Consider the following 25,670-nt stretch of genomic DNA (forward strand, 5'->3'; position numbering starts at 1 on the left):
GCGAGATATTCATTACAGGCGCGAGCATCCTAAACATATGTAGGAAACTTCCGAAACTGACTCAAATAAATTCCTACATACGAGAACCCCCTCCACTTATGCACACCTTTGGCACCCGCTAAAAAAACCAAAAACACCTATTGACAGAAAATCAAAAACCCTATTACTTCGACTCATAGCTGAAACAGCCTGCAATCTAAAAGTTAAAAACGGGCCAACCCAGTAACTATTTCCTGGAAATATCCAAGAAAACTCTCATTGTCTATAAAGAGAATCATCTTATGAAAAGCATTTTTAACAACAGTCTACTTGCACCTGCCCACGTCCCGAAAAAACCTTGCAGCCGCGAGCCTCTGGAACTACTGGCTCCTGACATTGAAGTTGCCTTCCACGACGCAGACACGCCGGGGCTTATTCCTATTAGCGCACTGAACGCGCCATTGACGATGACGTTCAAGGTATGGCCGGGCGCAATCAAGGGCTATGGTTACCAACTCTGTTTCAACGGTAAAAACAGTGGTCCGATTGGGATCATTCTGGACTCGCATACACCAGGTGACATCCTGACGCTCGACATACCGACGGAGCTGCTGACTGAGGGTTTTCACAATGTTCAATACATGGTTGTCAACCCGACCAATCAGGTCGAAGAATATTCGACTGTCTTCAGAATCCAAATCGACAAGACGCCTCCAGGCGCACCTGAGCTAGCGGCCATTCAGTTCCCGGCCGAAGTCCAGAATGGACTCACGGCTGCAGAGCTGGAGAACCTGGGCGGAAAGCTCGACGTGCAGATTGCTGGCTATACCATTATGAGAAAGCACGATCTTATCCAGACATGGTGGGGGGGTGTCAAAGGCCCGACAGCCATCGTGAATGAAGATGATATGGGCTTGAATAAAGTGGTCGTTACATTCACACGGGACTTTCTGGCCAGCGTGGGAGAAGGTGAACACCTCGTCTGTTATCAAGTCTTCGACAGGGCCGGAAATCCTTCGATGTTTTCCAATGCCGTGCCGCTAACATTGAGGTTGCAGGAAATCCCTCTGGACTACCCAGCGCCTGTAATCGACTCAACCGTTGGGGATCTGATCGATTACGTAGAAGCGCAAACAGGAGTGTTGGTTGATATACCTCATTACTCGGGCGCCGCAGCGCTTGACCACATCCAGCTCTTCTGGGGGGATAACAACCCACTGCTTCCGGTGATCTTGCCCGACGGTGACGAGAACGAAGACATTGTAATGACCTTGCGAGTACCTTTCGAGGTAATCGCACTGCAGCCGGAAGGCAAGGTGCGTGTTCATTATGAAGTGTCTCGCCGGGAGGAACTCGTTGGTACATCACTGAGTACTGAGATTGATGTATTTGCCAACCTACCCTTCCTACAACCTCTGGAGAGCCTGATCGTTCAGGGCACCAGCGTAGAAAACCCCAACAAAATCGATAATTTTATCGATGAGGATGACTATGAACTGAGTGGGCGAGGCATCGTGACCTGGAACGATGGGCTGGCAATCGGTGATGACTTGAATCTCCATTGGGGTGATCAGACCAAGCCGCAGTGGTATCAGATCAGGTCGAGTGACCTCACTCAATCCAAAGACCTCATTTTGCCCATCGACGGCGATATTATCAGGACACAAGGCACAGGCGCGGCCATTCCTGTGTACTTTACCGTAACCCGTTCAGGCAATCCGAACCCGGTCGTTGCCCCGATGCAACATGTTGTTGTCAGGTCTAAAGAAGAACAGCCAGGAGGTCCGGACGGTCTGAACGGCCCGACGTTCAATCTGACGTCCAATGGTGTTCTGGGCCCAAACGAGAACCCCGACGGTGCGTGGGTCACTATTGCGCCTTATATCAACATCGCTGAAGGTCAACGAATCAATTTCACCTTCAAGGGCTTTGATGTATCCAACAACCCTATTGAAGCGGCCACCTACACCGCGACTCGGAAGCTGGATGAAGTAGAGGGTGTTGAAGGCTATGCCTTTAAAGTTCCGTATATCAATACCCGGCTGATTTGTACCGGCTTTGCCGAGGCCAGCTACACCGTAAATCCTGTGGAGGACAGTAATCAGAGCCCGGCCAACTCCGTCATTACCCGAGTGGTTGTCAATATGCTCAGCCCCTCCGAGATCACGTGCCTGACCCGCTAATTAACGCGGGCTGATGGCCCGTAACCTCATATGTAAAAGGAATTCTATATGTCCCAGTCCATGGTTGCACAGGCGGACACCTCATCTTTGCCAGCACCGACCGTTCCCGCCGCGCTGGATAATGGTGTGGTTCCCATTATCCATTTGAATGCGCCACTCACTGTGGAACTACGTGTCTGGCCAGGCGCGCTTCCAGGCTATACCTATCAACTCTATTTCAACAACACGCTGGTTGGACCTAAAAAAGCAATTCTCGATAGCGATCAAATCGATGACCTCCTCAATCTCGAAATCCCTTTGGCGCTTCTGGTTCCGGGAACTCATCGTGTCGCTTACGAAATTGAAAACTCTTTCAACATGGTGACTGAGCTGTCAGACGAGATTCACATCGTTATAGACCGCACGCCTCCCGGCAGTCCGATTCTTGCCCCGATCCTCTTCCCGGGACTTGTTCAGGACGGATTGACGTCGGATGAGCTGGAGGGCCTGGGGAACGTGCTTTCAGGGACGATCGCCAGTTATAAAGGCATGGAGGAAGGCGATGTCATTCGTACTTACTGGAATAAGGTTGCCGGCCCAATGGCCGTAGTCAGCAAGGATGACATGGGCTTGAAAAGGGTCATGGTCGATTTTGTCAGACCTTTTCTGGAAGTCATTGGCGATGTCGATGCGCCAGTTCATTACACCGTCACTGACCTCGCGGGTAACGTGTCCATGGACTCGGAGCCCTTGACAGTCAGGCTGCAGCTCGCCGTGACTGCGCCTTTACCCACCCCCTCGGTAAAACAGGCAAACGGCGACACCCTTGACCCGATCGACGCCCCTGCCGGCGCAACGGTTGTCATCGATGCCAGCGCTAACTTCAAGGCAGGTGATCGGGTCACGGTGCAGTGGAAAGGCCCCAAAGGCAGTGACACCAAGGAAAAGACCCTCATCGACAGTGAGGCGGGCAAGGAACTGGAAACCGTGTTTGCGTCCGCCCTGGTGACCGCCAACGCCGGGGAGGTGGTCGATGTTTTCTACACGGTCAATCGTGCCAGCGGCCTGGTGCAGACATCCGGAACATTGGCCTTGAAGATCATCGCCGGTCTGGACGAACTTCCCGCTCCGCGGATGGACAACGTGGGTGAAGATGGCGTGGTGATTGTGTCGCAGATTCCCGACTCGGGTGCCACGGTGCGCGCCAGCTACCCGGGGATGAATGGCGAGGACAGCGTGGTGCTCAATTGGCGCGGTGCTACCGGCCATGACACTGCCGCACAGTCGGCAACCGGCAGCGAACTGCTGTTCACTGTGCCCAAGGCCTTGATCATTGAAAACCAGGGCGGCTCTGCCTCCGTGACGTACACCGTGACACGCGGCGGCGTCGCCAAATCGTCCGCACCTCTGTGGCTCACCGTGCAGCAGGCGCTGGTGTTCGACACCTCGTCCGTGACCCTGGCTGGCAAAATCTACCTGATTCCGGGTGTGCCGGACCTGTTGCCCACGCTCCCGGCCGGCACCAGCGTCAAACGCCAGGCCACGGGTGGTCAGGCGCCCTACCGCTATGCATCGAGCAACCCGCTGGTGGCGAAGGTGGACGGCAACGGCATGACCACGGTTCGCGGCAACGGCACGGCGACCATCTCGGTCACCGACGCGTCGGGGTCCAGCAAAAGCTATCAGGTGGTGGTGAGTAGCGTCATTCACTGCATCGGCCTGGGCAGCGGCAGCCTGTCGCAGATGAGCAGTGCGGCCTCGGCCAACGCTGCGCGGATTCCATCGATCCACGAATTGAAGGAAATCCATGCAACCTATGGCAGCCGCTGGCCCATGGGCAACGGCAACTACTGGTCCTCGACGGTTGCGTCGCAAAACATGCTGGGCTGGAAATGGTACTTCGTGAAAAATCTGGTCACAGGCGCAGACTTCAAATTGCTGCACCACAATGCCAGTCTTGGCGTCGCCATTCGCTGATCCAGCGCTGAAGCACAAGCCGAGATAACCGAGGGCGTTGCGTGAAAAACGCAACGCCCTCTTTTCATGTATGCACGCCCCGGCATACAGCCACTCCTGCTTCAAGAGCCCGACCATGCGCCACACTGTAACGCCTGCCAGACGCTTCGTTCGCCCACCCTCCTGCGAAGGCAGCTTCGAAGCACGTGTCAATCAGAAGCCCTTCATCCTGTCTTCGTTGCTGGGACGACTGACCCAGCGTCCGGAGTTGACCCACACCCCCAATCACTGGATATGGAAAGTGATCGCCGATGGCAAGGTCGGCAACAAGCGCACCAGCATCGGCCTGTTTTTCGATCACGACCTGCGGCCCGGCACCCACAACCTGATCGGCCATGACCGGATCAAGGTGATCTACAACGAGACGCCACACTGGCAAAGCGTGATTTATCATTCGGGGCATTTTCAGACCGGGGTGCTGACGCTGATCGAGTCCAACCCCCGCACCCTGCGCCTGCGAGGGCATTTCAGCTTCACCCTCTCGGCCGTTGCCTTCGAAGTCACTGACGGCACATTCGACGTGCACTGCAAATAGATCATTCGCGCAGAAAGGCCGCGATCTGCTGCGCGGACTGCGTCAGGCACTGCTCGTGAGTCAGGCCGACACTTTTCAGGGGCTTGAGATCATGGTTGGCGGTCGGCAACCAGTGCAAGCGAATGCTGCCGGACAACTCGTAACACTGCACTGCTTCACGATCACCCAACGCATCGCGCTCGCCCTGCACAATCAGCGTACGGGTGTGCAGAGCAGCCAGATGCGCCACCCGCGGTTTTTCCGGTTTGCCCACGGCATAGAACGGATAGCCCAGACACACCAGCGCATCGACTTTCAGTTCATCGGCGACCAGACTCGCCATTCGTCCTCCCATGGATTTGCCGCCAATCGCCAGTCGCCCGGCGACACAGGGTCGCACCCGGGTATAGACCTCGCGCCAGCAGTCGAGCAATTGAGCCTGCTGATTGGGCGGGCGCTTGCTGCCGCCGTCACGTCGCTGGGCCATGTACGGAAACTCGAACCGCAAGACATTCACGCCCTGCGTGCCGAGGCAGGTCGCCATGGTGTTCATGAATTCGCTGTCCATCGGCGCGCCGGCACCGTGCGCCAGCACCAGCGTAACCGGTGCCTGCCCTGCCTCGCTTTGCGCCGCCGTCCATAGCCAGCCGTTCTGCTGTGCCAGGCGTGAACCTTGATCTTCGGCGTGTGTGGCGTCACTCATGGGTGCATGTCTTCTCTATAAGTCGTGAGGAAACGGACTATACCCGTGAGCGCTCGGTCTCGGCCAAACCTGGCGGCATCGACATGCGCACACCGACTTCCCACATCTGTCTTTCAAAGTTAAGCTTGCCGACCAGTGGCCTGTGGCAAACACCTTGTGCCAGAGCGCTTTGCCGGTCTCCATTTGCCCCGCCTTTTCGGTCTGTCCCAGGTGATGTCTTGCCTCGCCGGGGCGCGCTTATGCCCTGCAAAAAAACTGAATTCTGGAATCTGTAATGAGCGCAGCAATTACCCCGACGGCCTACAACTACACCGTGGTCCGCCAGTTCGCCATCATGACGGTGGTCTGGGGCATCGTCGGCATGACGCTGGGCGTGTTCATTGCCTCGCAACTGGTCTGGCCCGAGCTGAATTTCGATCTGGAGTGGACGACGTTCGGTCGCCTGCGTCCGCTGCACACCAATCTGGTGATTTTCGCCTTCGGCGGCTGCGCCTTGTTTGGCACTTCCTATTATGTGGTTCAACGCACCTGCCAGACCCGGCTGTTCTCCGACCGGCTGGCGGCGTTTACCTTTTGGGGCTGGCAGGCGGTGATCGTCGGCGCCATCGTCTCGCTGCCGATGGGCTACACCACCACCAAGGAATACGCAGAGCTCGAATGGCCGATCGCGATTCTGCTGGCCATCGTCTGGATCGCCTATGGCGTGGTGTTTTTCGGCACCATCGTGCGGCGCAAGACCCGCCACATCTATGTGGCCAACTGGTTTTATGGCGCATTCATCGTCGTGACCGGCATGCTGCACGTCGTCAACCACATCGCCCTGCCGGTCAGCCTGTTCAAGTCCTATTCGGCATACGCAGGTGCGACCGATGCGATGATCCAGTGGTGGTACGGGCACAACGCCGTGGGCTTTTTCCTGACGACCGGCTTCCTGGGCATGATGTATTACTTCGTACCCAAGCAGGCCGAACGCCCGATCTATTCCTATCGGCTGTCCATCGTGCACTTCTGGGCACTGATCACGTTGTACATCTGGGCCGGCCCGCACCACCTGCATTACACCGCACTGCCTGACTGGGCGCAGTCGCTGGGCATGGTCATGTCGATCATCCTGCTGGCGCCGAGCTGGGGCGGAATGATCAACGGCATGATGACCCTGTCCGGGGCCTGGCATAAGTTGCGCACCGACCCGATCCTGCGTTTTCTGGTGGTGTCGCTGGCGTTCTACGGGATGTCGACGTTCGAGGGGCCGATGATGGCCATCAAGACGGTCAACTCGCTGTCGCACTACACCGACTGGACCATCGGCCACGTGCACTCCGGCGCGCTAGGCTGGGTGGCGATGATTACCATCGGCGCGACCTACCACTTGATCCCCAAGGTCTTCGGTCGGCCCCAGATGCACAGCATCGGCCTGATCAACGCGCACTTCTGGCTGGCGACCGTCGGCACCGTGCTGTACATCACTTCGATGTGGGTTAACGGCATCACCCAAGGCCTGATGTGGCGTGCGATCAACAACGACGGCACGCTCACCTATTCGTTCGTTGAAGCCATGCAGGCCAGTCATCCCGGCTATGTGGTGCGCGCCTTGGGCGGGGCGATTTTCACCAGTGGCATGCTGCTGATGGCCTACAACGTCTTGCGTACCGTGCGGGCCTCCAACCGGGAGGACGCCGAAGCCGCGGCCCGGATCACCGTCGTGGGGGCGCACTCATGAAGCACGAGGTGCTCGAAAAGAACATCGGCCTGCTGGCGTTCTTCATGGTCGTAGCGGTCAGCATCGGTGGTCTGACCCAGATCGTGCCGCTGTTCTTCCAGGACGTCACCCAGCAGCCCATCGAAGGCATGAAGCCGCGCACCGCGCTGGAAGTGGAAGGCCGCGACGTGTACATCGCCAATGGCTGCGTGGGTTGCCATTCACAGATGATTCGGCCGTTTCGTGCGGAGACCGAGCGCTACGGCCACTACTCGGTCGCGGGCGAAAGCGCCTGGGATCACCCTTTCCTGTGGGGCTCGAAACGCACCGGCCCCGACCTGGCACGGGTCGGCGGCCGTTACTCGGATGACTGGCATCGCGCACATCTGTACAACCCGCGTGATGTCGTGCCGGAGTCGAAGATGCCGGCCTATCCGTTCCTGGTGGAAAAGGTTCTCGACGGCAATGACACGGCAAAGAAACTCGAAGTGCTACGTACTTTGGGCACGCCCTACACCGATGCAGACATCGCCGGGGCCGCCGCCGCAGTACAGGGCAAGACCGAAATGGACGCGCTGGTCGCCTACCTGCAAGGCCTGGGCACCCTGATCAAGAGCAAACGGTGAACACGATGGACATCGGAATGATTCGTGGCCTCGGCACGCTGGTGGTGATGGTGGCCTTCGTCGGCTTGACGCTGTGGGTGTTCAGCCCGAACCGCAAAGCGCAATTCGATGACGCGACGCTGCTGCCCTTCGCGGACGATCCCGAGGCCATCGGCAAGATCGAACAGGCCCGGAGCGACGCACCATGAGTACCTTCTGGAGCCTGTATGTCACGGTGCTGACACTGGGCACGATCGTCGCGCTGGTCTGGCTGTTGCTGGCCACCCGCAAGGGCGAGCGCAAAGAGCCGACCGAAGAAACCATGGGCCACTCGTTCGACGGCATCGAGGAGTACGACAATCCGCTGCCCAAGTGGTGGTTCATGCTGTTCATGGGCACCATTGTTTTCGCCCTGGGGTATCTGCTGCTGTATCCGGGGCTGGGAAACTGGCAAGGTCTGCTGCCTGGCTACGCCTACCTGGACACTGAAAAACACCTGAAATTCGCCGACGGTAAACAGGGCTGGACCGGTGTCCACGAATGGGAAAAGGAAGTGGCCCGCGCCGAAGCCCGCTTCGGCCCGCTGTTTGCCCGGTACGCCGCAATGCCTGTCGAGGAGGTCGCCAAGGACCCGCAGGCCTTGGGCATGGGGGCACGCCTGTTCGCCTCCAATTGCTCGGTCTGCCACGGATCGGACGCCAAGGGTGCCTACGGCTTTCCGAACCTGACCGACGATAACTGGCGCTGGGGCGGCGATGCACAATCGATCAAGACCTCGATCCTCAATGGTCGGCATGCCGTGATGCCGGCCTGGGGTGAAGTGCTGGGCGAACAAGGCGTACGCGATGTATCGGCCTATGTGATGACAATGATGAAGGATCGACCTCTGCCCGAAGGTGCCAGGGCCGATCCGCTGGCCGGGCAGAAAATCTATGCGACCAATTGTGTCGCGTGCCACGGCGCAGAAGGCAAGGGCCTGGCCGTTCTGGGCGCGCCGGACCTGACTCACCCAGGCGGATTCATCTACGGATCAGGTTTTGCCCAGCTGCAGCAGACCATCCGCTACGGCCGACAGGGTCAGATGCCGACGCAGCAAGCCACTCAGGGCGATGACCGTGTCCACATCCTGGCCGCTTATGTCTACAGCCTGTCGCGTCAGGCGCAGCCTGCACACGACTCGACGGCGGCCAAGTGATCGTGATCGCCACGGGACGTTGCAATGAGTAACCGGATTCCGGTACACGACGTCACGCCTCCCGAGGGAAACGCAGACGCTTGCGTCGAGCTGTATGCCTGGCGCGAAAAAATCTACACCCGTGCGTTCAAAGGCCTCTATCGCACCCTGCGCAGGGTGACCGGCGCATTGCTGCTGTTGATCTATTTCGGCACGGTCTGGCTGACGCAGGACGGACACCAGGCGGTGTGGTGGGACTTGCCGGAGCGCCGATTCTATATATTCGGCGCCACGTTCTGGCCGCAGGACTTTATTCTGCTGTCCGGCTTGTTGATCGTCGCCGCGTTCGGCCTGTTCTTCATTACGGTGTATGCCGGGCGCGTCTGGTGTGGCTACACCTGCCCGCAAAGTGTCTGGACCTGGATCTTTATGTGGTGCGAGAAAATCACCGAAGGTGATCGCAACCAGCGAATCAAACTCGATAACGCGCCGACCAGCGCCAACAAGCTGCTGCGCAAGCTGGCCAAGCACAGCCTGTGGTTGCTGATCGGTTTTGTCACCGCGCTGACCTTCGTCGGCTATTTCTCGCCCATTCGTCAATTGAGCAGCGAGCTGTTCACCGGGCAGGCCGATGGCTGGGCGTATTTCTGGGTCGGCTTCTTCACGCTCGCGACTTACGCCAACGCAGGCTGGCTGCGTGAACAGGTGTGCATTTACATGTGCCCCTACGCACGTTTCCAGAGCGTGATGTTCGACAAGGACACGCTGATCATCTCCTACGATCTGCAGCGCGGCGAGCCACGCGGCGCTCGGAAAAAAGAGGCGGATCATCAAGCGCAAGGTCTGGGTGACTGCATCGACTGCACGCTGTGCGTCCAGGTCTGCCCGACCGGCATCGACATTCGCGACGGCTTGCAGGTGGAATGCATCGGCTGCGCGGCCTGCATCGATGTCTGTGACACGGTGATGGACAAGATGGCCTATCCACGCGGGCTGATCAGTTACACGACCGAGCACACCCTGTCCGGCCAGCCCACGCGGACACTGCGCCCTCGTTTGATCGGCTATGCGGCCGTGTTGATCTTGATGATCGGGTTGCTGGTCGGGGCCTTCATGACCCGCTCGCTGGTGGGTCTGGACGTCAGCAAGGATCGCATGCTGTATCGGGAAAACGCCGAAGGACGAATCGAGAACGTCTACAGCCTCAAGGTGATCAACAAGGATCAGATCGCGCATACTTATGCGCTGACAGTCAAAGGCGGGCCTGATCTGACATGGCAGGGGCGACGTGAAATCACCCTGGCCGCTGGCGAGATCGTCAGCCTGCCGGTGGAGCTGTCCAGCGCGCCGCAAGCCATGCAGTCGAGCGCCCAGGACATCACCTTTATTCTCACGGACACCGACAACGACGATACCCTCATCGAAGCCAGAAGCCGGTTCATCGGTCCCTCCCTCCGTTAAGAGCACAGTCATGCCCGTCGCGAGCGCTTCAAGTCCCTGGTACAAGCACCTCTGGCCGTGGATCATCATTGGCATTCTGAGCGGCTCGGTCCTGCTCAGTCTGACCATGGCAGGGATCGCCATCAGCCATCCGGACACGCTGGTCGCCGACAACTATTACGAAGCCGGCAAAGGCATCAATCGCTCGATCGATCGCGAAGCACTGGCTGAGACCCTCAAACTGCGCGCCAGCCTGCGCATGGATGACCTGACCGGCGAAGTGACGCTGCGCCTGAGCGGCAACAGCAACCCCGACAGACTGGAACTGAACCTGATTTCACCGACTCAACCGGACAAGGACCGTCGGGTATTTCTGAACCGCAGCCCGTCGCAAGCGGGTCGCTACGTCGGGCAACTTCAGGACCGCGTCGACGGTCGGCGCTTCATCGAATTGCTGGGCGCCGAGGGTGGCCAGGCCTGGCGTTTGTTCGAGGAAGAATGGGCCGCACCGGAGCGCACGCTGACGCTGGGCGATGAACCGCTGCAGGCTGTTCAGGACCGGAAGCACTGACGTGACCACACCCAGACTTTGCTATCACTGCGCCCTGCCCATTCCCACTGGCAGCCGCTTCACCGCAGCCGTCCTCGGCGAGACCCGCGATTTCTGTTGTCCGGGCTGTCAGGCGGTGGCCGAGTCCATCGTCGCAGGCGGCCTCGAAGCCTATTACCGCCATCGCAGCGAAACCTCCAGCCACCCGGAAAACCTGCCGACACCGTTGCTCGACGAACTGGCGCTCTATGATCGTGCCGACGTGCAGGCAGCGTTCGTGCGCCAGACGACGGATCTGTCCGAGACCACACTGCTGATCGAGGGCATCAGTTGTGCCGCCTGCGGCTGGCTGATCGAACAGCGGTTGACCCGCCTGCCGGGCGTGGTTGAAGCCCGGCTGAACCTGTCCAGTCATCGGCTACTGGTGCGCTGGAGCAACGATCAAGTGGTCTTGAGCCACCTGCTCAGCGAACTGCGCGACATTGGTTATCTGGCGCATCCCTGGCAGGCCGACCACGCCGCCGAACAGAGGGCCGACGAAAATCGGCTGGCGCTGCGGCAGCTCGGTGTAGCCGGTCTTTTGTGGTTTCAGGCCATGATGGCGACCATGGCGACCTGGCCGGAATTCAACATCGACCTGAGTCCGGACATGCACACCATCCTGCGCTGGGTGGCGTTTTTTCTGACCACGCCCATCGTGTTCTACAGCTGCGCGCCGTTCTTTCGCGGCGCGCTGCGTGACCTGCGCAGTCGTCATCTGAGCATGGATGTGTCGGTGTCGCTGGCCATCGGCGCGGCTTACATCGCCGGGATATGGACCGTCATCACCGGCACCGGGGAATTGTATTTCGACGCGGTCGGCATGTTCGCGCTGTTCCTGCTGGCAGGGCGCTATCTGGAACGCCGCGCCCGTCAGCGCACCGCCGCAGCGACGGCCCAGTTGACCCAGGTGCTGCCTGCGTCCTGCCTGCGACTGCGCCCGGACGGCCAGAGTGAACGGATTCTGCTCAACGAGCTGGCGCTGGACGATCAGGTACTGGTACACCCTGGTGCAGTGATCCCGGTCGATGGTCAGGTCATCGAGGGATACTCCAGCGTCGATGAATCCTTGCTGACCGGCGAGTACCTGCCCCGACCACGCAACGTCGGAGACCGCGTCACGGCGGGTACGTTGAACGTCGACGGCACGCTGACGATTCAGGTGCTCGCGCTGGGCCAGGCAACACAATTGTCGGCCATCGTCCGCCTGCTGGAGCGTGCCCAGGCCGCCAAGCCGCGTCTGGCTCAACTGGCAGACCGCGCTGCACAGGTTTTTCTGCTGCTATCACTGATCGCCGCCGCCGTGATCGGCGTCATCTGGTGGCAGCTCGACTCGTCTCGTGCCTTGTGGATCGTGCTGGCGATGCTGGTCGCGACCTGCCCCTGCGCCCTGTCACTGGCCACCCCCACAGCCCTGACCGCTGCTACCGGCACGTTGCACACACTCGGCCTGCTGCTCACCCGTGGCCATGTGCTGGAGGGATTGAACAGGATCGACACAGTCATCTTCGACAAGACCGGCACCCTCACTGAAGGGCGCTTGACGTTGCACAGCATCGTGGCGCTGGGGACGCTGGACGTGCAGACGTGTCTGGAACTGGCCGCAGCACTGGAAAGTCGTTCCGGGCACCCCATCGCCCGCGCATTCGGCCGTGCGCCTCAGGCTGCGCAGGCCATTCTGAACAGCCCCGGACGCGGGCTCGAAGGCTCGGTAGACGACCGCCGGTTACGCATCGGCCAGCCAACCTTCGTCTGTGCACTGAGTGAGAGTGAGGTTCCGCCGATGCCGGATGACAGCGGCCAGTGGCTGCTGCTGGGCGATGCGCAAGGTCCCCTCGCCTGGTTCGGTCTCGATGATCGATTGCGCGACGGCGCCGCAGCGCTGCTTCAGGCTTGCAGGGACCGTGGCTGGAAAACCCTGCTGCTGTCCGGTGACAGTTCGCCGATGGTACAGAGCGTCGCAACGAACCTGGGCATCGATGACGCCCGCGGCGGTCTGCTTGCGCAAGACAAGCTGGCCGTACTGCAAGCGTTGCAGGCGCAGGGACACAACGTGCTGATGATAGGCGACGGCGTGAACGATGTTCCCGTGATGGCTGCGGCCAACATCAGCGTGGCGATGGGTTCGGCCACCGACCTGACCAGAACCGGCGCCGACGCCGTGCTGCTGAGCAACCGGCTGCCCACATTGATCGATGCCTTTGGTCTGGCACGACGTACCCGTCGGGTGATTATCGAAAATCTGTTGTGGGCAGGCTTGTACAATGGCCTGATGCTGCCGTTCGCGGCACTGGGCTGGATCACACCGGTCTGGGCTGCACTCGGCATGTCCGTCAGTTCCCTGATGGTGGTGCTCAACGCCCTGCGCCTGACGCGCATCCCGCGCAACGCGCAAACGGGCCAGCCCGTATAACCTGGCTCAGGAGGTCTCGTGCCCGCGCTCTACATCATGATTCCTGCCGCACTGCTGCTGGTCGCGGTCGCGGTCTACGTGTTTTTCTGGGCGGTGGACAGCGGTCAGTACGACGACCTCGAAAGTCCGGCCCATAGCATTCTGTTCGACGACCTGGATCCGGATCACAACGCGGCGGCGCCCGGCGGTGCGCCTCATCTCAAAAAACCGGACCGGGAAGCTCCCACCGATGCCTGACGTTCACCATGATTGATCTGGCCCCGCTGCTGATTTCGGCGCTGATGCTGGGGCTGCTCGGCGGCGGCCATTGCCTGGGCATGTGCGGCGGACTGATGGGCGCGTTGACCCTGGCCATTCCGCGCGAACTGCGCGCACGCCGGTTGCGCTTGTTGATGGCCTATAACCTGGGCCGCGTGTGCAGCTACGGGCTGGCCGGTTTCCTCAGCGGACTGGTCGGCCGTGCGGTAGCCGACAGCCCGGGAGCCATCACACTGCGGGTATTCGCCGCGCTGCTGCTGATCGCCATGGGCCTGTACCTTGCCGGCTGGTGGAACGGCCTGACCTACATCGAGCGGCTGGGCCGAGGCCTCTGGCGTCACCTGCAACCCGTCGCCACCCGATTGCTGCCCATTTCGAGCCTGCCTCGCGCCCTTCTGCTCGGCGCACTGTGGGGCTGGCTACCGTGTGGACTGGTGTACAGCACGCTGCTCTGGAGCGCCAGCCAAGGCAGCCCGCTCGACAGCGCCTTGCTGATGCTAGCGTTCGGACTGGGCACCTGGCCAGTCTTGCTGGCCACCGGTCTCGCCGCCGAGCGGACCACCGCCTTGCTGCGCAAGCGCAGCGTGCGCTCTGCCGGTGGCGTGCTGGTGATCCTGTTCGGACTGTGGACATTGCCAGGGCCTCATCAGCACTGGCTGATGGGGCATTGAAACGGCCATGACCGCACTACCGCGTCTTGACTCACATCAACATTCACCCCGGACTCGCGATCTATGCTGCGCACCTACCAGCCTGTCCGGGGAACGTGCACATGCTCGACGTCATTCGTTGGGATTCAGACCTGATTCGCCGCTACGATCTTACGGGGCCGCGTTACACCTCATACCCGACTGCGGCGCAACTGCATACCGACGTGGGGACGTTCGACCTGTTGCATGCGTTGCGCGACAGCCGCAAGGCGCTGCGGCCGTTGTCGCTGTATGTGCACATCCCGTTCTGCGCGAACATTTGCTACTACTGCGCCTGCAACAAGGTCATCACCAAGGATCGTGGTCGGGCGCAGGTCTACCTGCAACGGCTGGTGCAGGAAATCCAACTGCTCGCCTGCCATCTCGCACCCGGTCAGGTGGTGGAGCAGTTGCACCTGGGCGGCGGCACTCCGACCTTTCTCAGCCATGATCAGTTACGCGACCTCATGGCGCACCTGCGCAGGCATTTCACGCTGCTGGACGACGACTCCGGTGACTACGGCATCGAGCTCGATCCGCGTGAAGCCGACTGGGCGACCATGGGCCTGTTGCGTGAGCTGGGTTTCAATCGCGTCAGCCTCGGCGTGCAGGATCTGGAGCCGAACGTGCAGCGGGCGATCAACCGTCTGCAAAGTCTGGAAGAAACCCAGGCGCTGATGGAAGCGGCGCGCACGCTGCAGTTTCGCTCGGTGAGCATCGACCTGATCTATGGCCTGCCCAGACAGACGCCCGACTCGTTCGCCCACACCGTCGATGAAATCATCCGCCTGCAGCCGGACCGCCTTTCAGTCTTCAACTATGCCCACCTGCCAGAGCGTTTCATGCCACAGCGGCGTATCGCTGTGTGCGACCTGCCCAACGCCGAAACCAAGCTGCTTATGCAGGAGCGCACCGTCGCGCAACTGGCCTCGGCAGGCTATCGCTACATCGGTATGGACCACTTCGCCCTGCCTGACGACGACCTGGCAATCGCCCAGGAAGACCTGACCCTGCATCGCAATTTCCAGGGCTATACCACTCACGGGCACTGCGATCTGATCGGGCTTGGGGTGTCGGCAATCAGTCAGGTAGGCGACCTGTACTGCCAGAACAGCCGCGACCTGAACGACTACCAGACCTTGCTCGCCAGCGATCAACTGGCGACCAAAAGGGGTCTGGTCTGCAATGACGATGACCGGATCAGGCAGACAGTGATCCATCAGTTGATCTGCCATTTCCAGCTGAACTTCGCTGCGCTGGAACAGCAGTATTCAATCGACTTCAAACGCTACTTCAACACGATCTGGCCGCAGTTGGTCGAGATGGCGGATGACGGGCTGATGGTCATCGACACTGACGGAATCAAAGTATCGCCAGCCGGACGCTTGTTGGTCCGTTCACTGTGCCAGGTATTCGACGCCTACCTGACTCGCGAAAATCGCCAACGGTTTTCACGGGTTATCTGAACGCTCACCCGGCCTCAGCCCTTGACCATTGTCAGCGAGCGCGCCAGGGTTTTGCTTCCCTCGTCCAGCTTGAGTCGATTCATCATGACACTGAGATCTGAACTGGAACCGGTGATCTGTTGTTGCAGCTCACCAAGCACACTCTGCAACGCGGCAACCCTGGTTTGCCGTTCACTGTCGCCAAGGCTCCTGTCACTGATCACCTGCTGGATTTGTTGCTGCGTCTCTTCAAGTTTGCGCTGCAACTCACGAATGGCCTTGAGCAGTTTTTGCACGCCTTCCGGCAGGCCGCTCTGCTCGATATCAGCATCTTTGGAGGCTGGCGCAGCGGCGGCCTGACCCTCGGGAGACAGGCTGACCTCTACCCCTTTCGTTCCGGTGGCGGCGGGCTCCAAGACGGCTTCAGGGGTCTGACTGGAGGGCATTTTCCCTGCCGAAGGCGGTAGACTGATGGTCGGGCTAAGAGGTCCTGTAATCAACATGATTGAACGTCCTGCATCGGGTTGAATGTTAAAAAGCTATCGCCGAGCCCGCCTAAACCTTGATACCTCGAGAATTTTCCAGACTGGCCCTACTTGCCTTGGGTGGGTTACCCTTACGTCTTATGTGTGATTTCCCACAAGGAATTTAGTGATGTCCGAGCCCGCCAAGTTACGTGCTTCAACCCAGGCTCATTGCAAGGATTGCAGTCTCGCCCCGCTCTGCTTGCCCCTCTCATTGAACCTGGAAGACATGGATTCGCTTGACCAGATCGTCAAGCGAGGCCGCCCCCTGAAGAAAGGCGAATTCCTGTTTCGACAGGGCGATACCTTCGAATCCGTCTACGCCGTCCGCTCTGGCGCCCTGAAAACGTTCAGCATCAGTGGTGCCGGAGAAGAACAACTGACCGGCTTTCATCTTCCCAGTGAACTGGTCGGCATGTCCGGGATGGACGCCCAGGCGTACCCGGTCTCTGCGCAGGCGCTGGAAACCACATCGGTCTGCGAAATTCCTTTCGAACGACTGGATGAACTCTCTGTGCAATTGCCGCAACTGCGTCGGCAGTTGATGCGTGTCATGAGCCGAGAGATCCGTGACGACCAGCAAATGATGCTGCTGTTGTCGAAAAAGACCGCCGATGAACGCATTGCGACCTTCCTGATCAACCTGTCGGCGCGCTTCCGGGCACGAGGCTTTTCGGCCAATCAGTTTCGCTTGAGCATGTCGCGCAACGAAATCGGCAATCACCTCGGTCTGGCGGTGGAAACCGTGTCCCGAGTGTTCACCCGCTTTCAGCAAAACCAGCTGATTACCGCCGAGGGCAAAGAGGTTCATATCCTCGATCCGATCCAGCTCTGCGCGCTGGCCGGTGGTGCCATGCAAAGCTGATCGGACAGCGGGGATGCGATCCTGAGCGGGTCGGCTTAAACTGTCGGCCAATCTTGCCCCGGATCACCTCTGATGATTTTCGATGAATTGAGCTTCAAATCCCTGATACGCCCGGTCGTGGACTTTCCCAAGCCGGGCGTCGTCTTCCGTGACATCACCCCGCTCTTCCAGTCTCCCAAGGCTACCCGCCAGGTGATTGACAGTTTCGTGCAGCGCTATATCGAGGCCGACTTCAGCCACATCGGCGTCATGGACGCGCGCGGGTTTCTGATCGGTTCGGTCGTGGCCTACGAGCTGAACAAGCCACTGGTGCTGTTCCGCAAACAGGGCAAGCTGCCAGCCGATGTGCTGTCCGAGGCCTATCAGACCGAATATGGCGAAGCCTATCTGGAAGTGCACGCCGACAGCCTGTGCGATGGTGACTCGGTGGTGATGTTCGATGACCTGATCGCAACCGGGGGCACGCTGATCGCGGCCGCCAATTTGATTCGCCGCATGGGCGCGCAGATCCATGAAGCAGCAGCGATCATCGATCTCCCGGAGCTGGGTGGTTCGAAGCGTCTGCAGGCGTTGGAGATACCGACGTTCTGCCTGACCGAATTCGCGCTGGACGAACAGTAAGGCGTGACAGGGAAAAAGGACTGCCGGTAGATCGGTAAAAATGGATCGGTAAAAGAAGAAGCCCGGTCACGAATGAACCGGGCTCATCGCAAGGGTCAACCCGCTGTGTTGCCGTGCAGCTTGGTCATCAGCTGCGCTTCAGCCTGAGTCAGCCCGCAGGACTGAGTCAGTTCGTCGATGCTGGCACCCATGCCGACCAGACGTGCAGCCTGGGCGAAGGACAGCGTGGAGGGATCGCGCTGTTCCAGCGCCGTGAGCTTGTCAGGCAACGGTGCGACGATGGCGCGCAGTTCGTGAAGGTCTTCACCCATGCGTACCGTACCGCTCTGGAAGTTGTCCACGCGGCGCGCCAACTCCTTGATGCGCTGATCACGCAAGGCCGCCGCCTCGTCACGCTCGGCGTCGAGCTTGCGCTGACGCTTGGTATAGGCAAGGAATATTCCCAGGGTAACCACCCAGAGAATGCCCAGGAAGACGACAGCCACCTCAAAAATCAATCAGATGTTCTCCAGCTCGGACCACTCTTCTTCGGACATCATCTTGTCCAGCTCGACCAGAATCAACAGCTCGCCATTCTTGTTGCAGACGCCCTGAATGAACTTGGCCGATTCGTCGTTACCGACGTTAGGCGCAGTTTCGACTTCGGACTGACGCAAGTAAACCACTTCCGCCACGCTGTCGACCAGAATCCCGACCACTTGCTTGTCGGCTTCGATGATCACAATACGGGTGTTGTCGCTGACTTCGACCGGTGCCAGGCCGAAACGCTGACGGGTATCGATCACGGTCACGACGTTACCGCGCAGGTTGATGATGCCCAGCACGTAGCTTGGCGCACCCGGGACCGGAGCGATTTCGGTGTAGCGCAGCACTTCCTGGACCTGCATCACGTTGATGCCATAGGACTCGTTGTCCAGGCGGAACGTAACCCATTGCAGGATAGGATCTTCGGAACCCTGTGCAGACGACTTATTCATACCCCTAACCCCTCACGTGTGTACTCTGCGGGCGACGCGACTGGCGACGACCCATGATTATTTCGACTTGTTCAACTGCTTGACCGCACCACTGGCTATCAGCTCGGCCAACTCTGCAACGTCCAGCAACGCACACATGTGTTCGATCACTGTGCCCGCCAGCCATGGCCGCTGACCACGCTGTGTGCGCCACTTGATTTCATTCGGGTCCAGGCGCAATGAACGACTGACCTGATGCACCGCCAACCCCCACTCGTACCCCTGAACCGAAATCACATACTGCAATCCCTGGCGAAAATCGTCGCGATAGCGATCAGGCATGATCCAACGCGCGGTATCCAGCACTTTCAGGTTGCCCGCCTGACACGGCAGGATCCCGAGAAACCAGTCCGGCTGACCGAACAGCGGCGTCAGCTCCTGCCCTGCCAGCGGATAAATCGACCCCAGGCATACCAGAGGCACCGCCAGCGTCAGACCGGCCACATCGAACAACAGGCACTCGAACGGCTCGGCGGCCCAGGCCGGACGACCATCGCTGGTCGGCGGTGGCGTCGGCGTACGTTGAGGCACCATGCTGCTCAGCTCGGCCACCGGCTCGACCAGTTCAACGGTCGGCACCACCACTTCGACCACCGGCTCGGCAACGATCACCGGCGCAACTTCGGCCACCGGCGCAAGCACTGGCGTCACCAGCGGCGCGGCCACGGCCACCGGCACGGCTATCGGAGCAGGTGCCGCCACCGCGACGGCGACCGGCTTGATCTGCGCCTGCCTGCGGGCGTCGAACGCCTGCTCTTCCAGCACCGCCGCCTGAAACTCGTCAATGCCGCTGACGGGGACTTCCGGCTCTTCGGTCGCGTCCTGAAGCAATGCATCCAGGTAAGACTGCAAGGCCAGCTTGGGTCGTGTTGCAACTTCTAACGGGCGATTCATACCGGGGCCCAACAAAAAATGGAGCGTGTGCAGCCTGATAGAGTTATCGGCCGCATTGAGGCATCACTTGAGCTGCCAGCAAAGAAAGAATAAGTACACACGTCAGGCCACCTGAGCATTGAGTTGCTCGGCGAGCATATGCTTGAGCAGCGCACGATACGCGATCACGCCACGGCTCTTGCTGTCGTTCTGCGACGGCGTCAGCCCTGCCCGGCTGGCATCGCGCAAGCGCGTGTCCACCGGCACGTAGGCCTGCCATACATGCTCGGGGAAACTGTCGCGCAGCAATTTCAGGGTTCCCATCGAAGCCTGAGTGCGACGGTCGAACAGCGTCGGCACGATGGTGTAAGGCAACGGCACTTTGCGTGAACGGTTGATCATAGTCAGGGTGTTGACCATGCGTTCCAGGCCCTTCACCGCAAGAAATTCAGTCTGCACCGGAATCGCCAGCTGCTGACTGGCAGCCAGCGCATTGACCATCAGTACGCCAAGCAGCGGCGGACTGTCGATCAACGCATAGTCAAAATCCTGCCACAACTGAGCAAGGCTTTTGGCAACGACCAGACCCAGACCACTCTGGCCAGGCGATTGACGCTCCAGTGTCGCCAGCGCCGTGCTCGACGGGATCAGCGAGATACGCTCATCACTCGTGGGCAGCAGCAACTGCTTCGGCAACCCGTCAGGCACCGCGCCCTTATGCAGAAACAGATCGAACGCGCTGTGCTCGAGCTCGTCGGGGTTGTGCCCGAAATAGCTGGTCATGGAGCCGTGGGGATCGAGGTCGACCACGACGACGCGCTTGCCCGCATCGGCCAGCAAACCGGCCAGAGCAATGGTCGTGGTGGTCTTTCCGACTCCACCTTTCTGGTTGGCTACTGCCCAGACTCTCATTGATGATTTTCCTTCCGTACAGCGACGACCGTACCGATACGATGTTAGGGAGCGGGTGACGGAGAATTGACAGTGTTCGCACGTACCGGCGGCTTTGCTGGCACCGGTGCAGTTTGTGTGCCAGCACGCCGCAGTGCGGCATCCGGCTGTGCATTGGCGGTGCCGGTGCTGGTCAGGCTGCGACGCACATCCAGATTGCGCGAGATGACCAGCACCACCCGGCGATTCTTGGCGCGCCCGGTGGCCGAGGTGTTAGGTGCGATCGGCTGAAACTCGCCGTAACCCACCGACGCGAGGCGTGCAGGATTGACGCCGTCCATGGCGAGCATGCGTACGATGCTCGCCGAGCGCGCGGAAGACAGCTCCCAGTTGGTCGGGAATTGCGCAGTGCTGATCGGCTGATCGTCGGTGAAGCCTTCGACATGGATCGGATTATCGAAGCGTTTGACGATGCCGGCGACCTTTTCAATGATCGTGAAGGCCTTGTCGCTGGGCATGGCATCGCCGCTTCCAAACAGCAGGCTGGAATTGAGTTCGATCTCGATCCACAGCTCGTTGCCACGCACGGTCATCTGATCGGATTTGATCAGATCGCCAAACGCGTCGCGCACCTCCTGCGCAATGGTCTGCAGCGGGTCGCTGGCCGACGAGGCGATGCCGGCATCGGTTTCCTCGCTGTCCTTGAGCAGCGGCTCGGACGGCTTGACCGAGACCGGGCGTTGCTCGCCGATGGGGATCGGTTTCATGGTGCGCTCGGCGTCATTGAACACGCCGACCAGCGCTTGGGAGAGAATCTTGTACTTGCCTTCATTGATCGACGAAATCGAGTACATCACCACGAAAAACGCAAACAGCAGCGTGATGAAGTCGGCGTAGGACACCAGCCAGCGTTCATGATTTTCGTGTTCTTCGGGCTGACGACGTCGAGCCATGACCGGTTACTCCATGAAGCCTTGCAGCTTGAGTTCGATGGAGCGCGGGTTTTCACCCTCGGCAATGGACAGCAGACCTTCCAGCAGCATTTCGCGGTAACGCGCCTGGCGGTGGGCAATGGCCTTGAGCTTGTTGGCGACCGGCAGCAGGATCAGGTTAGCGGTCGCGACACCATAGATGGTCGCGACGAAGGCCACGGCAATGCCGCTGCCCAACTGGCTGGGGTCGGCCAGATTGCCCATGACGTGGATCAGGCCCATGACAGCACCGATGATGCCCACGGTCGGCGCATAGCCGCCCATGCTTTCGAATACCTTGGCGGCCTGGATGTCACGGGTTTCCTGGGTGATGAAATCCACTTCAAGAATGCTGCGAATCGCCTCGGGCTCGGCGCCATCGACCAGCAGTTGCAGGCCTTTGCGAGCGTAACTGTCAGGCTCGGCATCCGCCACCGTCTCAAGCCCCAGCAGGCCTTCCTTGCGGGCAGTCATGCTCCAGCCGATCACACGATCGACGCCACCGGGCAGATCGACGCGCGGCGGGAACAGTACCCAGCGAATGATCTTCATGGCGCGCATGAAGGCGCTCATTGGCGACTGCAACAGCGAAGCGCCCAGCGTGCCGCCGATCACGATCAGCGCAGCCGGGCCGTTGAGCAATGCACTGAGGTGTCCGCCTTCAAGAAAATTGCCGCCAATGATCGCCACGAACGCCAGGATAAGACCGATCAGACTCAGTACATCCATCAGATACACGCCTCGACCAGGTGACGACCGATGTCGTCCAGACTGTAGATCGCATCCGCCAGGTCAGCCTTGACGATGGCCATTGGCATACCATAGATCACGCAACTGGCCTCATCCTGGGCCCAGACCGTGCCGCCGACCTGCTTGAGCAGACGAGCGCCCTCGCGGCCATCGGCTCCCATGCCGGTCAGCACCACGGAAAGCACCTTGTCACCGTAGGACTTGGCGGCCGATCCGAAGGTGATGTCCACACACGGCTTGTAATTGAGACGCTCGTCGCCGGGCAGAATTTTCACTGTGCCGCGACTGTCGACCATCATCTGCTTGCCGCCAGGCGCCAGCAACGCCAGACCCGGGCGCAGCACGTCGCCGTCTTCGGCTTCCTTGACGCTGATCTTGCACAGTTTGTCGAGACGCTCGGCGAATGCCTTGGTGAACGCCGCCGGCATGTGTTGGATCAACACCAGCGGTGCCGGAAAACCGGCAGGCAATTGGGTCAGCACACGCTGCAACGCGACCGGGCCACCCGTAGACGTGCCGATGGCGACCAGTTTGTACGCCTTGCGCTTCGGCGTACCCGAGGTGGTCGGATGCGACGGTGCATGCGCGTGAGGCTGGGCGTGTGCAGCATGAGACGCAGGCGCAGCGGCACGTGGCGGCACGCTGCGCGCAGGCGTTGTCGATGCTGGCGCGGCCGTGCGGGCGGCAGATGCCGCCGACAGGGCGGGTGGGGAAACCGGTGCCGCTGACGCAGCACTGGCTCCGGTGAAACGACGATTACTGCGCGAGATGCTGTTGATCTTCTCGCACAACAGTTGCTTGACCTTTTGCGGGTTGCGCGAAATGTCTTCGAAATTCTTGGGCAGAAAATCCACCGCGCCGGCGTCCAGTGCGTCCAGCGTGACGCGGGCACCTTCGTGGGTCAGCGAGGAGAACATCAGTACCGGGGTCGGAATGCGCTGCATGATATGGCGAACGGCGGTGATGCCATCCATCATCGGCATCTCGTAGTCCATGGTGATCACATCAGGCTTGAGCGCGAGCGCCTGTTCGATCGCTTCCTTGCCATTGGTTGCCGTGCCGACAACCTGGATGTTGGGGTCCGAAGAAAGAATTTCCGTGACGCGGCGGCGGAAGAAACCGGAATCATCCACCACCAGGACCTTGACTGCCATAAACACTCCAATAGGCGCCGCAGGCAGCCGAAGCTGCCCGCAACCCCAGAATCAAATACGCCGGGCGGCGTAACGCTTGAGCATGCTCGGTACATCGAGAATCAGGGCAATGCGACCGTCACCGGTGATGGTGGCGCCCGACATGCCTGGCGTACCTTGCAACATCTTGCCCAGCGGTTTGATCACCACTTCTTCCTGACCCACCAGTTGATCGACGACAAAGCCGATGCGCTGGGTGCCGACAGACAGAATCACCACATGCCCTTCACGCTGCTCTTCGTGGGCGGCCGAACTGACCAGCCAACGCTTGAGGTAGAACAGTGGCAAGGCCTTGTCACGCACGATCACCACTTCTTGCCCATCGACGACGTTGGTGGTCGACAGGTCCAGGTGGAAGATTTCGTTGACGTTGACCAGCGGGAACGCAAAGGCCTGATTGCCCAGCATGACCATCAGCGTCGGCATGATCGCCAGGGTCAACGGCACCTTGATGACGATCTTCGAGCCCTGGCCCTTGGTCGAGTAGATGTTGATCGACCCGTTGAGCTGGGAAATCTTGGTTTTCACCACGTCCATGCCCACGCCACGGCCTGACACATCGGAGATCTCGGTCTTGGTCGAGAAACCCGGTGCGAAGATCAGGTTGTAGCAATCGGTGTCGCTCAGGCGATCGGCCGCATCCTTGTCCATCACGCCGCGCTTGACCGCGATGGAACGCAGCACGTTGGGGTCCATGCCCTTGCCGTCATCGGAAATCGACAACAGGATATGGTCGCCCTCCTGCTCGGCAGCCAGAATCACTTTGCCGCCGCGAGACTTGCCGGTGGCTTCGCGTTCTTCCGGTGTTTCGATACCGTGGTCAACCGCGTTGCGCACCAAGTGGACCAGCGGATCGGCCAGAGCCTCGACGAGGTTCTTGTCCAGATCGGTCTCTTCGCCGACCAGTTCCAGATTGATCTCTTTCTTGAGCTGACGAGCCAGGTCGCGAACCAGACGCGGGAAGCGGCCAAAGACTTTCTTGATCGGCTGCATGCGGGTTTTCATCACCGCGGTCTGCAGGTCGGCGGTCACCACGTCCAGGTTGGAAACAGCCTTGGACATGGCTTCGTCGCCACTGTTGAGGCCCAGACGCACCAGGCGGTTACGCACCAGCACCAGTTCGCCGACCATGTTCATGATCTCGTCCAGGCGCGCAGTGTCGACGCGCACCGTGGTTTCGGCTTCCGATGCCACTGGCTTCTCGCCACCGGCAGCCGGAGCACGCGCCGGCGCGGGGGCAGCAACTGCGGCCTTGGCTGGAGCGGCTGCCGGAGCAGGCGCAGCCTTGGCAGCCGGAGCCGCGGCAGGTTTGGCTGCCGGGGCTGGCGCTGCGGCGGCAGGTGCCGCGGCTTTCGCAACGATAGCCTCAGGCTCGAACTTGCCCTTGCCGTGCAGCTCATCCAGAAGGCTTTCGAATTCGTGGTCGGTGATTTCGTCGGATGCAGAGGCTGTGGCCGCAGGTGCCTTGGCCGCAACGGCCGCGGCGGCTACAGGCACAACGGCAGCGGCGTCGAACGACCCCTTGCCATGCAACTGATCCAGCAGGGCCTCGAACTCATCGTCAGTGATCTCGTCACTGGCCGGCGCGCTGCCACCACTCTTGGCTGCCGGAGCGGGCGCAGGCGCGACGTCAGCCGCAAACTTGCCCTTGCCATGCAACTGATCGAGCAGGGATTCGAATTCCTGATCGGTGATTTCATCACTCGACGCGGCCTGGGCAGCCGGAGCCGCCGCAGGTGCTGACACCGGTTTGGAGCCGTGCAGCGAATCGAGCAGTTGTTCGAATTCCTGATCAGTGATGTCGTCACCGCCAGCCGCCTCGGCAACCGGAGCAGCGGCTTCAACCACTGGCTCCGGCTCAGGTTCGGCCACCGCAACTTCGTCATTGGACTGCGGCTCGGCCAGACGCGACAGCGCTGCCAGCAACTCTGGCGTAGCGGGTGTCAGATCCGTACGTTCGCGCACCTGGCCAAACATACTGTTGACCGTGTCCAGTGCTTCCAGAACCACGTCCATGAGCTCGGAGTCCACGCGACGCTCACCCTTGCGAAGGATGTCGAACACGTTTTCGGCGATATGGCAGCACTCCACCAGCTCATGCAGCTGGAGGAAGCCGGCGCCCCCTTTTACAGTGTGAAAACCGCGAAAAATTGCATTGAGCAGGTCAGCATCATCCGGTCGGCTTTCCAGCTCGACCAATTGTTCTGACAACTGCTCCAGAATTTCGCCGGCCTCTACCAGAAAATCCTGAAGGATTTCTTCATCGGCGCCGAAGCTCAT

The 25,670-nt window shown here is 60.1% G+C and carries 25 protein-coding genes; 15 read left to right on the plus strand and 10 right to left on the minus strand.

The features are described from left to right. The first annotated feature begins 281 nt into the window (after positions 1-281). From BZK31_RS05830 to BZK31_RS05840, 3 genes are all read left to right on the plus strand, one after another. Positions 282-2,162 carry a hypothetical protein gene (locus BZK31_RS05830; protein ID WP_083181843.1) on the plus strand — a complete coding sequence of 627 codons (1,881 nt, stop codon included), beginning with the start codon at positions 282-284 and terminating at the stop codon, positions 2,160-2,162. A gap of 48 nt (positions 2,163-2,210) precedes the next feature. Further along, positions 2,211-4,118 carry an Ig-like domain-containing protein gene (locus tag BZK31_RS05835; RefSeq protein ID WP_157900706.1) on the plus strand — a complete coding sequence of 636 codons (1,908 nt, stop codon included), beginning with the start codon at positions 2,211-2,213 and terminating at the stop codon, positions 4,116-4,118. A gap of 115 nt (positions 4,119-4,233) precedes the next feature. Continuing rightward, positions 4,234-4,692, plus strand: coding sequence for a hypothetical protein (locus BZK31_RS05840; RefSeq protein WP_083181844.1), 459 nt, complete (start codon positions 4,234-4,236; stop codon positions 4,690-4,692). 1 nt (position 4,693) lies between these two features. On the opposite strand, the gene BZK31_RS05845 is transcribed toward BZK31_RS05840, so the two are convergent. Then, the gene (locus BZK31_RS05845; RefSeq protein WP_083181845.1) at positions 4,694-5,374 is read right to left on the minus strand and encodes an alpha/beta family hydrolase; all 681 of its coding nucleotides are present in this window, start codon (positions 5,372-5,374) and stop codon (positions 4,694-4,696) included. 274 nt (positions 5,375-5,648) lie between these two features. Here BZK31_RS05845 and ccoN point away from each other — a divergent pair, with 274 nt between their 5' ends. The 10 genes from ccoN to hemN all read left to right on the plus strand — a co-directional run bounded on the left by ccoN (position 5,649) and on the right by hemN (position 15,707). Beyond that, positions 5,649-7,094 carry a cytochrome-c oxidase, cbb3-type subunit I gene (gene ccoN, locus BZK31_RS05850; protein ID WP_083181846.1) on the plus strand — a complete coding sequence of 482 codons (1,446 nt, stop codon included), beginning with the start codon at positions 5,649-5,651 and terminating at the stop codon, positions 7,092-7,094. Beyond that, on the plus strand, positions 7,091-7,699 hold the full coding sequence (ccoO, locus tag BZK31_RS05855; RefSeq protein WP_083181847.1) for a cytochrome-c oxidase, cbb3-type subunit II: 609 nt from the start codon (positions 7,091-7,093) through the stop codon (positions 7,697-7,699). The genes ccoN and ccoO overlap by 4 nt, the downstream gene beginning before the upstream one ends. A 5-nt stretch (positions 7,700-7,704) precedes the next feature. Then, positions 7,705-7,887 (plus strand): cbb3-type cytochrome oxidase subunit 3, encoded by a 183-nt coding sequence (locus BZK31_RS05860; protein ID WP_083181884.1) that lies wholly within the window; start codon positions 7,705-7,707, stop codon positions 7,885-7,887. Continuing rightward, positions 7,884-8,873: a cytochrome-c oxidase, cbb3-type subunit III gene (gene ccoP, locus BZK31_RS05865; protein ID WP_083181848.1), complete on the plus strand. Its 990-nt coding sequence runs from the start codon at positions 7,884-7,886 to the stop codon at positions 8,871-8,873. The genes BZK31_RS05860 and ccoP overlap by 4 nt, the downstream gene beginning before the upstream one ends. Before the next feature lie 24 nt (positions 8,874-8,897). Then, entirely contained in the window at positions 8,898-10,313 is a 1,416-nt protein-coding gene (ccoG, locus tag BZK31_RS05870) for a cytochrome c oxidase accessory protein CcoG (RefSeq protein WP_083181849.1), read from the plus strand. A gap of 10 nt (positions 10,314-10,323) precedes the next feature. Then, positions 10,324-10,863, plus strand: coding sequence for a FixH family protein (locus tag BZK31_RS05875; RefSeq protein ID WP_083181850.1), 540 nt, complete (start codon positions 10,324-10,326; stop codon positions 10,861-10,863). A gap of 1 nt (position 10,864) precedes the next feature. Further along, a complete protein-coding gene (locus tag BZK31_RS05880; RefSeq protein ID WP_167377861.1) occupies positions 10,865-13,294 on the plus strand; it encodes a heavy metal translocating P-type ATPase in 2,430 nt (809 codons plus the stop codon). A gap of 18 nt (positions 13,295-13,312) precedes the next feature. Beyond that, positions 13,313-13,531: a cbb3-type cytochrome oxidase assembly protein CcoS gene (gene ccoS / locus BZK31_RS05885; protein ID WP_083181852.1), complete on the plus strand. Its 219-nt coding sequence runs from the start codon at positions 13,313-13,315 to the stop codon at positions 13,529-13,531. An 8-nt stretch (positions 13,532-13,539) separates the two neighbouring features. After that, a complete protein-coding gene (locus tag BZK31_RS05890) occupies positions 13,540-14,223 on the plus strand; it encodes a sulfite exporter TauE/SafE family protein (RefSeq protein ID WP_083181853.1) in 684 nt (227 codons plus the stop codon). A gap of 101 nt (positions 14,224-14,324) precedes the next feature. Then, positions 14,325-15,707, plus strand: a complete 1,383-nt coding sequence (hemN, locus tag BZK31_RS05895; protein ID WP_083181854.1) for an oxygen-independent coproporphyrinogen III oxidase — start codon at positions 14,325-14,327, stop codon at positions 15,705-15,707. Positions 15,708-15,721: 14 nt separating this feature from the next. Here hemN and BZK31_RS05900 read toward each other — a convergent pair whose 3' ends face one another. Continuing rightward, entirely contained in the window at positions 15,722-16,189 is a 468-nt protein-coding gene (locus BZK31_RS05900) for a chemotaxis protein (protein ID WP_083181855.1), read from the minus strand. Between the two features lie 151 nt (positions 16,190-16,340). Here BZK31_RS05900 and fnr point away from each other — a divergent pair, with 151 nt between their 5' ends. Continuing rightward, positions 16,341-17,075, plus strand: coding sequence for a fumarate/nitrate reduction transcriptional regulator Fnr (gene fnr / locus BZK31_RS05905; protein ID WP_083181856.1), 735 nt, complete (start codon positions 16,341-16,343; stop codon positions 17,073-17,075). 72 nt (positions 17,076-17,147) lie between these two features. Then, positions 17,148-17,696, plus strand: coding sequence for an adenine phosphoribosyltransferase (locus tag BZK31_RS05910; protein ID WP_083181857.1), 549 nt, complete (start codon positions 17,148-17,150; stop codon positions 17,694-17,696). Positions 17,697-17,791: 95 nt separating this feature from the next. On the opposite strand, the gene BZK31_RS05915 is transcribed toward BZK31_RS05910, so the two are convergent. From BZK31_RS05915 to BZK31_RS05950, 8 genes are all read right to left on the minus strand, one after another. Further along, entirely contained in the window at positions 17,792-18,193 is a 402-nt protein-coding gene (locus BZK31_RS05915; RefSeq protein WP_083181858.1) for a DUF2802 domain-containing protein, read from the minus strand. Continuing rightward, positions 18,194-18,673, minus strand: coding sequence for a chemotaxis protein CheW (locus BZK31_RS05920; protein WP_003370201.1), 480 nt, complete (start codon positions 18,671-18,673; stop codon positions 18,194-18,196). It abuts the gene before it with no gap. Between the two features lie 57 nt (positions 18,674-18,730). Further along, positions 18,731-19,606, minus strand: a complete 876-nt coding sequence (locus tag BZK31_RS05925) for a CheW domain-containing protein (RefSeq protein WP_083181859.1) — start codon at positions 19,604-19,606, stop codon at positions 18,731-18,733. Between the two features lie 102 nt (positions 19,607-19,708). Continuing rightward, complete coding sequence (locus BZK31_RS05930) at positions 19,709-20,497, minus strand: ParA family protein (protein ID WP_083181860.1); 789 nt, start codon at positions 20,495-20,497, stop codon at positions 19,709-19,711. Positions 20,498-20,541: 44 nt separating this feature from the next. Beyond that, on the minus strand, positions 20,542-21,429 hold the full coding sequence (gene motD, locus BZK31_RS05935) for a flagellar motor protein MotD (protein WP_083181861.1): 888 nt from the start codon (positions 21,427-21,429) through the stop codon (positions 20,542-20,544). Between the two features lie 6 nt (positions 21,430-21,435). Beyond that, positions 21,436-22,176, minus strand: a complete 741-nt coding sequence (locus BZK31_RS05940) for a flagellar motor protein (protein WP_083181862.1) — start codon at positions 22,174-22,176, stop codon at positions 21,436-21,438. After that, positions 22,176-23,351, minus strand: coding sequence for a protein-glutamate methylesterase/protein-glutamine glutaminase (locus tag BZK31_RS05945; RefSeq protein WP_083181863.1), 1,176 nt, complete (start codon positions 23,349-23,351; stop codon positions 22,176-22,178). The genes BZK31_RS05940 and BZK31_RS05945 overlap by 1 nt, the downstream gene beginning before the upstream one ends. 51 nt (positions 23,352-23,402) lie before the next feature. Then, a complete protein-coding gene (locus BZK31_RS05950; protein WP_083181864.1) occupies positions 23,403-25,670 on the minus strand; it encodes a chemotaxis protein CheA in 2,268 nt (755 codons plus the stop codon).

The sequence above is a fragment of the Pseudomonas floridensis genome, from assembly GCF_002087235.1.
Taxonomy (GTDB): domain Bacteria; phylum Pseudomonadota; class Gammaproteobacteria; order Pseudomonadales; family Pseudomonadaceae; genus Aquipseudomonas; species Aquipseudomonas floridensis.